The sequence below is a fragment of the Arthrobacter sp. UYCu712 genome (genome assembly GCF_040547005.1).
GTDB lineage: Bacteria > Actinomycetota > Actinomycetes > Actinomycetales > Micrococcaceae > Arthrobacter.
Map to the genome: position 1 here is coordinate 1 of NZ_JBEPOZ010000046.1, position 7,690 is coordinate 7,690.

8 protein-coding genes are annotated in these 7,690 nt (G+C 62.4%); 4 read left to right on the plus strand and 4 right to left on the minus strand.

The window, feature by feature from the left end; all coding sequences use genetic code 11:
* Positions 1-366 precede the first annotated feature (366 nt).
* The 3 genes from istA (at position 367) to ABIB51_RS22695 (ending at position 3,169) form a co-directional block, all read left to right on the plus strand.
* The gene (gene istA, locus ABIB51_RS22685; RefSeq protein WP_354191625.1) at positions 367-1,908 is read left to right on the plus strand and encodes an IS21 family transposase; all 1,542 of its coding nucleotides are present in this window, start codon (positions 367-369) and stop codon (positions 1,906-1,908) included.
* A complete protein-coding gene (istB, locus tag ABIB51_RS22690) occupies positions 1,905-2,684 on the plus strand; it encodes an IS21-like element helper ATPase IstB (RefSeq protein ID WP_354191627.1) in 780 nt (259 codons plus the stop codon). The genes istA and istB overlap by 4 nt, the downstream gene beginning before the upstream one ends.
* Before the next feature lie 236 nt (positions 2,685-2,920).
* On the plus strand, positions 2,921-3,169 hold the full coding sequence (locus tag ABIB51_RS22695) for a pentapeptide repeat-containing protein (RefSeq protein WP_354191634.1): 249 nt from the start codon (positions 2,921-2,923) through the stop codon (positions 3,167-3,169).
* 111 nt (positions 3,170-3,280) lie between these two features.
* Here the strand turns inward: ABIB51_RS22695 and ABIB51_RS22700 are convergent, their stop codons facing one another.
* The 4 genes from ABIB51_RS22700 to ABIB51_RS22715 form a co-directional block, all read right to left on the minus strand.
* On the minus strand, positions 3,281-4,003 hold the full coding sequence (locus tag ABIB51_RS22700) for an AAA family ATPase (protein WP_354191628.1): 723 nt from the start codon (positions 4,001-4,003) through the stop codon (positions 3,281-3,283).
* Between the two features lie 113 nt (positions 4,004-4,116).
* Positions 4,117-4,539 (minus strand): hypothetical protein, encoded by a 423-nt coding sequence (locus tag ABIB51_RS22705; protein WP_354191629.1) that lies wholly within the window; start codon positions 4,537-4,539, stop codon positions 4,117-4,119.
* Between the two features lie 116 nt (positions 4,540-4,655).
* Positions 4,656-5,327 carry a hypothetical protein gene (locus ABIB51_RS22710; RefSeq protein ID WP_354191630.1) on the minus strand — a complete coding sequence of 224 codons (672 nt, stop codon included), beginning with the start codon at positions 5,325-5,327 and terminating at the stop codon, positions 4,656-4,658.
* Between the two features lie 291 nt (positions 5,328-5,618).
* Positions 5,619-6,104 (minus strand): DUF2306 domain-containing protein, encoded by a 486-nt coding sequence (locus ABIB51_RS22715; protein ID WP_354191632.1) that lies wholly within the window; start codon positions 6,102-6,104, stop codon positions 5,619-5,621.
* A 243-nt stretch (positions 6,105-6,347) separates the two neighbouring features.
* Between ABIB51_RS22715 and ABIB51_RS22720 the strand changes: the two genes are divergently transcribed.
* Entirely contained in the window at positions 6,348-7,115 is a 768-nt protein-coding gene (locus ABIB51_RS22720; RefSeq protein ID WP_354191633.1) for a CPBP family intramembrane glutamic endopeptidase, read from the plus strand.
* Positions 7,116-7,690: the final 575 nt, after the last annotated feature.

Sequence of the window (7,690 nt, forward strand, 5' to 3'; positions counted from 1 at the left end):
CCACGAAATGCTCTGGTACCTGGCAGAAGCTACCAGCAGGACCTTCGACCCGGACACCTCGCACCACGTCAACGAGCTCAGAATGACAATCGAAATTGCGATGGCCGAAACGCAGCAGGTCCTCTCCCTGAACCTTGGCGACATGCACGCCCGGGTTCGCTCCGTACTGATGTGTTAGCGGCCATGAAAAACTGCCCATAGGCGGCCACGGAACTGCCCGCTGACGGCCATGAAAACTGCCCGTCGGTGGCCATGAGATCTGCCCACTTCCTTTTGCTGAACCCTGCCGCTTAAGCGGCGGGAGCCTCTCCCCGGGGTTTGATGACGGTGTCTAGTCGCACCAAAGTCGCCCGGGAAGAGGCCCTAATGAAGTTTGACGGAGAAATCATGGAAATACTTGCTGCGTATGATCTGACCGGATCGTTGCGCGCCGCCGCGGAACTCACCGGCTGCTCGCATCACACGGTGGCCAGGCACGTCGCTGCCCGCGACGCCGGCCAGCCGATCGCGGAACCGGTCTACCGGGGCCGGGTCACCGATGCGTTCATGCCCAAGATCGAGGAATGGATCGAGGCTTCCAAGGGCAAGATCCGCGCCGACAAAGCCCACGAGAAACTGCGGGCCCTTGGCTACGAGGGTTCGGAGCGCTCAACCCGCCGGGCCGTCGCACAGGTCCGCGCCGCCTGGCGGCTTGGCCACGTCCGGGTGCACCGGCCCTGGGTGACAGAACCGGGCATGTGGCTTCAGTACGATTTCGGCGACGGGCCTCTGATTGAGGGGAAGAAGACCGTGTTGTTCGTGGCGTGGCTGGCATGGTCCCGGTTCCGGGTGGTGATCGCCCTGCGGGACCGGACGGCGCCGAGCGTGTTCGCAGCTCTTGACCGCACGTTCCGTGTCCTGGGCGGCGCCCCGACGTACGTCCTCACGGATAACGAGAAAACGGTCACCGTTTCCCATGTCGCCGGGGTTCCGGTCCGCAACCAGCAGACGGTCGACTTCGCCCGACATTACGGTGTGACGGTGCTGACCTGCCAGCCGGCAGACCCCGCGTCCAAGGGCGGGGTGGAGTCCTCGGTGAAAGTCGCCAAGGCAGACATCGTGCCCAAGGACACCAACCTGCGCGCCGAATATGCTTCCTTCGCGCAGATCGAGGCGGCCTGCCAGGCATTCATGGACGAGGTCAACCATCGTGAGCACCGGGCCACCCGACGCAAACCCGCCGTGATGCTGGCCGAGGAAGCGCCGCGGTTGCACCGGATCCCGGACACCGCGCACACCGTCGCGTTCGGGCTCTCCCGGGCCGTCCCGGAGAACACGCCGATGGTCACCTTCGAAAACGGCCAGTACTCCGTCCCGGCGTATCTGCTCGGCGCGCGGGTGTTCGTCCGAGCCCACGGCGCCGGACCCGACGAGCAGGTCATCATCGTCCACCACGGCAGCAAGGGACCGGTGGAAGTCGCCCGGCACCCGCGGGCCCGGCCCGGCAGCCCGGCGATCGACGACGCCCACTTCCCGGACCACCGGCCCAGGATCCCGGGTGAGTACACGGCGAAAGCCAGGACGGCCGCGGAAGTGGAGTTCCTCGGGATCGGGGACGGCGCCCGGACCTGGCTGCTCGAGGCCGCAACGGCGGGCACGGCCCGGATGAACGTGAAAATGGCCGAAGCAGTCGCCCTGGCCAAGATCGCCGGGCAGCCCGAAGTCGACCAGGCCCTCGGGACCGCAGCCATCCATGGCCGCTTCGCGAACAAGGACCTCGCCTCGATCCTGAACGCCGCAAGCACGCGCACCACCACCCATGCCGCAGGGGAGACCCGGTCCCTGACCCAAGGCACCGCAGCGTGGGCGGCGATCGGCTGCCCACCTGTTGCCGCCCGTGTTGACGGCGCCCTGGGAGAAAGCGCGTGAGCCCGGTCCCGGCCATCGCGCCAGTACTGCCGGCGGAGCTGGAGGCGCTGATGCGGCAGTTGAAGATGCCCCATGCCCGGGCGCTGGCGCCGGAACTGATCGCGACCGCCCGTGCCCAGCGCTGGGAACCGGCCGAGGTTATCAAAGCCCTCTTCGTCGAGGAAGTCGCCGGCCGGTCCCGGTCGATGCTTGCTACGCGGCGCAAGGCCGCGGGCTTCCCGACCGGGAAGACTTTCGACACCTGGGATCCCGCCGCCTCCTCGATCCCCGCACCGACACAGCAGGCGCTGCGGACGCTGGAATGGATCGGGCGGAAGGAGAACGTCGTGATCTGCGGGCCCTCCGGCACGGGCAAGACGTTCTTCCTCGAAGCCCTCGGGCAACAGGCCGTCGAGGCCGGCCTGCGAGTCGCCTGGTTCCGGCTCGAGGACCTCGGTGCTCTCATGCGCGCGCACCGCTCCGATGACAGCGTCACGAAAGTCGTGGCCCGGATCCTGCGCGCGGATTTGGTGGTGGTCGATGACATAGGACTATTGCCGGTGGGCACCGACGCGGCCGAAGGCCTCTACCGCCTCGTCGACGCCGCCTACGAGAAACGCTCCATCGCGGTTTCCTCAAACCTGCATCCCGCCGGCTTTGACGAGCTCATGCCCAAAACCCTCGCCACGGCAACCGTCGACCGGCTGCTCCACCATGCCCACGTCTGCCAGACCTCGGGGGATTCAATCCGCCTCAGCCAGGCCCTGGCCGGAAAAGGAGTCACGCCAATGGGCTAAACCCCGACCCCAACATGGCCAACGCCACCGAACACCCGGTGGGCAGATCTGGTGGCCATGAGTGGGCAGTTTTCATGGCCACCGGCGGGCGTTTTTGCTGGCCGCCCGTGGGCACAAACTATTGGCCATTGACACTGATGGACGTCAGCGAAGAAGTGAGGTCCTCATACCTTGCAACTGGTGATGATCACCTGGATGCTGCGCTTGTCCCGGGAGCAGACCTCATGGGCAAGAATATGAGGTCCAGGTCGCTATCTGGGGCAGACCTTCGAGGCGCCTATCTCATCGCTGCGGACCTGCGAGACTGCGACCTCTCAGGCGCAGACCTCCTCGGAGCTGACCTCAGAGATGCCCGTCTCGAAGGAGCCGATCTGTCCAAAACCCTCTATCTGACACAGGCCCAACTCAACGCCGCCCAAGGCGACGCCCACACGCGCCTGCCCTCGGACTTCAGCAGTCCTACTCATTGGCCCAAAAACAGCTGAAGACGACACAACGGTACCTGCCGGCCGGCAACTACACAGCAGTTGCCGGCCAGTCAGCACCAAAACCTCCGGCGGAAAGTGTCCGGTAGCCGATCCCTTACCGGGCGTTCCCTACAGATGACGCAGGTATCTCTCAGGCGAGTCCAAGAACGACCGCCAGTTGGAAATCAGGTCGAGTTCGGACCAAGTCCGCTCCCGGAGTCCCCACGGGCCGACTTCGAGAATTTGCGCACCAGGGAGAGCTGCGAGGACCGGGGAGTGGGTGGACATGATGACCTGGGACGAGCCCTCGGCAAGGAGATCTTTCAGGACCGCGAGGAGGCTGAGGCATCCCGCGAAGGAGAGCGCCGACTCCGGTTCGTCGAGAACCCATAGTCCGCGTCCCCGGAAACGATCCACCGCCAGTTCCAAGAACGATTCTCCGTGTGACATGTCGTGGAATGAGATGTCCGGACCCGATGTGCTCGGGTTCTTCTCAAGGTAGGTGAAAAAGCCGTGCATGGTTTCGGCGCGCAGGAAGTAACCCCGTCGTGTGGCGCCGGCGTTTCGGACGAGCTGCAGGTGATCGGCGAGAACGGATTCGGTAGATCTGGTGCTGTGCCGGGCGCCTGTAGATCCGCCTTCCGGAGATAAGCCATAGGCCAGCGCGATAGCTTCCACGAGAGTGGATTTACCCGACCCGTTTTCGCCAACGAAGATAGTTGCCGGGGCCAGGTCGAGTCCGCGGTCCAGAACCTGCGCGACAGGGGCCAGGATGCCCGGCCACCGATGGCGGTCGAGTTGGTGGGCAGGGTCTTCGGCCACCCGCCTGATCGGAATGTTGTGCGAAGGCATGCCCCATTGTTGCAACCTACTCCGCTGGTCCACCAAGTAGCCCGAACCATCGAAGGCACCATCGGGGCATGCAGACGTCCGGTGGAGGATCCCTCACTGCGGCACGAATCGAGTCAGAGAGCGGCAGCGGTCACTTCGCGGCCGACGATCATAGCTAGGAGGTCATCGAGAGTTCCATGGCACTTCTCCAACTCAGGTAGGTGGTAGAACGTGCTGGTGGTCGCAAGGTTGTTGATGACTTCCTCCGGAGAATGGAGGATTGTCCTTCTGCCTTGGGCGATCGCGATGCCGAGCTCAACGTGGGTCCCCTTCCCGCCTGGAAGCAAGATCACGACGACGTCGGCACCTATCACGGCGTCTCTTTCACGCTGCCCGATCGAGCGCAGGTCACCGATGGTGACCTTACCCGCATCGCCGCCGACGCTTTCATGGGTCCAGTCGTACGTGTTGACGTAGCCCGTGGTTTCCAAGGTTTGCGCGACGTACCGGACGTTGACGATATTCCTGAAGCTCGACGCAACATAGAACTTTTTCAAGGCCTCTGCCTCCTGATTGGAATTGCGACCATTGTTCCTTACTGAGCCGGCCCGGTGCGTCACGTACGTACCTAGAGGCATCCCTCAGCGGGGCACGCTGCATTGACGTCAGGGAATCAGGCTGTTGGGGACTCACAGAGACGGTCGAATAGGGACCAGCCCTCCTTCAGGAGGCGATGAATAGCCACGAACGGCTCGGCGACATGTGAAAGGTCCCCTCCTGACTCCAGCACACCCATGCCGGAGCGGTGCCCGGGAGTCACCACATTCCCACGCTGGAACATGGACCATCCTAAGACGTGTGCGTCAGCACTCATTTGCCGCCAGAGCAGCTTCCCCGCGCTTCGTCGCTGATCATCGGAGAAGTGGTGGTGCAGGGCCCACTTAATGGTGTCGGTTTGATTTAGCTGTGTCTTCGCTTTCCGAACTCCCGCGACTTGCGCTCTTCGATTCCCGCACCAGGCGATCTGGCTCTGGAGTTCTCCTCGATCTTTGGCAGTCAATTCAGTGGAGGCCAGTTCCCCGTAGTAGATCTGCAGTTGCCGATACATCTCATCAATCAATGTGAGTCCGCGTTCTTGACGCTCCGCCGCTTCGTCCGCTCCCAGGACCCATACCGCCTGCGCCGCGCCCACCAGAGCGCCGCGGAGCACTGTGAAGTGGGCGCTGGGATAAACCTGGCCAGCCTCGATCGACGTTCGTGCCAGTCGCAGATGTTCGCCCGCCGTCATCAATGAAAGTCGCGCTGCTTCGCTAATGGCATGCCAAGGGTAAATAGAGTCGTCCATTGCGAGTAGGCTCCCTCGCTCAGGTTGTTCCGGCGGCATTCGTCGGGCCCGGTCCTGCCAGCCGTCTAGATCGGCGTAGGTCGCACGTATTGCTCGCAGTGAGATCTCGAAAGTCATACTGGAAATCATCGCTGTCATATCTGATTCCGTAGGTATCAGCGCGCGAGATCGTGCGTCCGTAAGCCGGTGGCTCATCGGGCCCTCACAGTGCACGCTAGAGGATCGGCATAGTCCGGCAATGTCCTGTTCCTGCACTTGCTCGTGGTCCCGATGCTGGGTGTACGACCGGGACTAAGTGACAGGGACCGTCCGTGTCTTGCGGCGCTGGGCGATGCCGATGACAGTGAGTGCTGCTGTACCCAGCAGGACCAGGATCAACAGCCCAAGCAGCGGGAGCTCGTGGATGGCGAGCTGCGGAATGCGGCGTGAAGGCACTGCCATGACGCCCGCAAAGGCCCCGATCAGACCGAAGTAGCTACCGGTCATGAAACTGCGGTGGGCCCTGATGTTTCCCTTCCAGATGGCCCACAGTCCTGCTGTCAGTGTGCAGAACGTCAGCACTGAGAGTGCGTGGAGCCAGTTGAACCCGCCGTCGATGGTTCTGATTCCGAACGAGGTCAGCACCACGACATACATAGAAACAGCCCAGATTCGGCCCACGGCCCGATGGACGCTGCCGCCTTTGGTCCGGCGCAGCAGGTTCACTGCTCCGAAAATCAGAGAGTAGCTGGCGGCGATTGCGTGAAGTGAGATCAGAATGGTCCAGGAGGAGGGCATAGTCCGGAGCCTAGCGGAACGTGCCGCAGACGGGTCGGCTTACGGACACTTGTGCGATACCGACCGCCACTATGGAGCGTTACCATCCACAGTCGTCTGTGAGGCATGCCCGGGCGGGCTGCGCTCTCGGGGAAGACGGTAATTTCTCGTCGAAAAATGAAGACCTGGGCGGACCTGAGTGGACGCCGTTTAGCAGTCGCATGGATGCTTGGCTGAGCGCCGGCGAAGCTGAGTTAGGCTCGCATGATGAAGCCTTGGGGGATACTTTTGCAAGACGATTCAATCTACCGGCCCTTAGGGGCTTGCGGATCGGCCGTCGGCGTTACCCTGAAACAAGCCGCTTGGGCGCTGATGTTTTTAGCTCTATATCTTGCGGTCCTGACCGGGGGAGTCCTGGCCGTGGGGCTTACAGGCCTCGTTAATTTCAATCCCGAGTCCGTCATTCTTCTGATCCTGTGCGGCGCAACTGCGGCGGCCATGCTTGCCCTGTACATCCACCTGATCCGGAGGAACGGCCTTAGTTTAGGTACGCTCGGGTTCCGACGGTTCAGGCCCAGGATGCTTCATCTGCTCTGGCAAATTCCGTCGGCCATTGTCATCGCCGCCTGCCTGCAAGGTCTCTTCCTCGGCGCCCTCACCAACCTGGGGATAGACAGCTCGTCCGCTGGCTCCTCGAACGACACGTTGGCCAGGATCGCCGATCTGCCAATGCCGTTTGTCGTGTTGGGCTTCCTTATCGTCGCCGTGCTCACACCGCTGTGGGAAGAGGTGCTGTTCAGGGGTGCCTTCCTCAGCGGCCTTTCCCGGCGCTTCAGGCCCTTCGTGGCAGTCGTGCTGTCGGCAGCGCTGTTTGCTGCTTGCCATTTGGTTCTGCTCACCTTTGCCTATCTTTTCGCCCTGGGCATCGCATTAGCCCTCGTCCATAGATTCCACCAGAACCTCTGGGCACCGGTGCTTCTCCATGCGGTGAACAATGCCCTGGTTTTGAAAGTCGTGCTGACGGCTGCATGAGGCATCGCGGTACTGTGACTGTTAGCGGAACAGGCGCACCACCGAGCGCATCGCCGCGGGCGATCCTAGAGACGAGCCGGAGCCTGAGCCGTGACCTAGGCTAGCTCGCGGCCAGGCAGTGGGCTCCGGCAACATCCTGCTGCTTCGTTGCCTGAAACAAGGTGCCAAGCCTAGTTCCCACAGCCTGGGCCTCCATAAGGTGTAGGCCTACGTTGGTATCCCCCGTCACCTCGGCGGCAGCTTCCCTGAGCTCATCCTGAAGCCCAAGTGCTTCCGCATGCAGTTCCGGGTTGTCGCGCAGCCAAGAGCAATCCCGGGAAGCCGGCCGGGCAAGGCCGATCAGTATTTGAGAAGCCCGTTCCATCTTCCGGGCAATGTCTTCTGTCAGTCAGGCACCAAACCCCCAAGTTGTTTGTTTGACCATGCTACCGGCCCGCGTAACAGAGATCACAGGGCAGCTTGACCTCATGCACGGTAACCGATGGCGAGTTCAATCGGTCGTTGCAACACCCCTTTTATTGTGAGGTGTTGCCCATGTTGTCGAAGAAGGAACGGATCGAAAAGGAGGCCCGGTT

Bases quoted from the DNA above. Each gene is read 5' to 3' on its own strand.
- istA (WP_354191625.1), top strand. From the start codon at position 367: ATGAAGTTTGACGGAGAAATCATGGAAATACTTGCTGCGTATGATCTG.
- ABIB51_RS22695 (WP_354191634.1), top strand. From the start codon at position 2,921: ATGAGGTCCAGGTCGCTATCTGGGGCAGACCTTCGAGGCGCCTATCTC.
- ABIB51_RS22700 (WP_354191628.1), bottom strand. From the start codon at position 4,003: ATGCCTTCGCACAACATTCCGATCAGGCGGGTGGCCGAAGACCCTGCC.
- ABIB51_RS22710 (WP_354191630.1), bottom strand. From the start codon at position 5,327: ATGGACGACTCTATTTACCCTTGGCATGCCATTAGCGAAGCAGCGCGA.
- ABIB51_RS22715 (WP_354191632.1), bottom strand. From the start codon at position 6,104: ATGCCCTCCTCCTGGACCATTCTGATCTCACTTCACGCAATCGCCGCC.
- ABIB51_RS22720 (WP_354191633.1), top strand. From the start codon at position 6,348: ATGATGAAGCCTTGGGGGATACTTTTGCAAGACGATTCAATCTACCGG.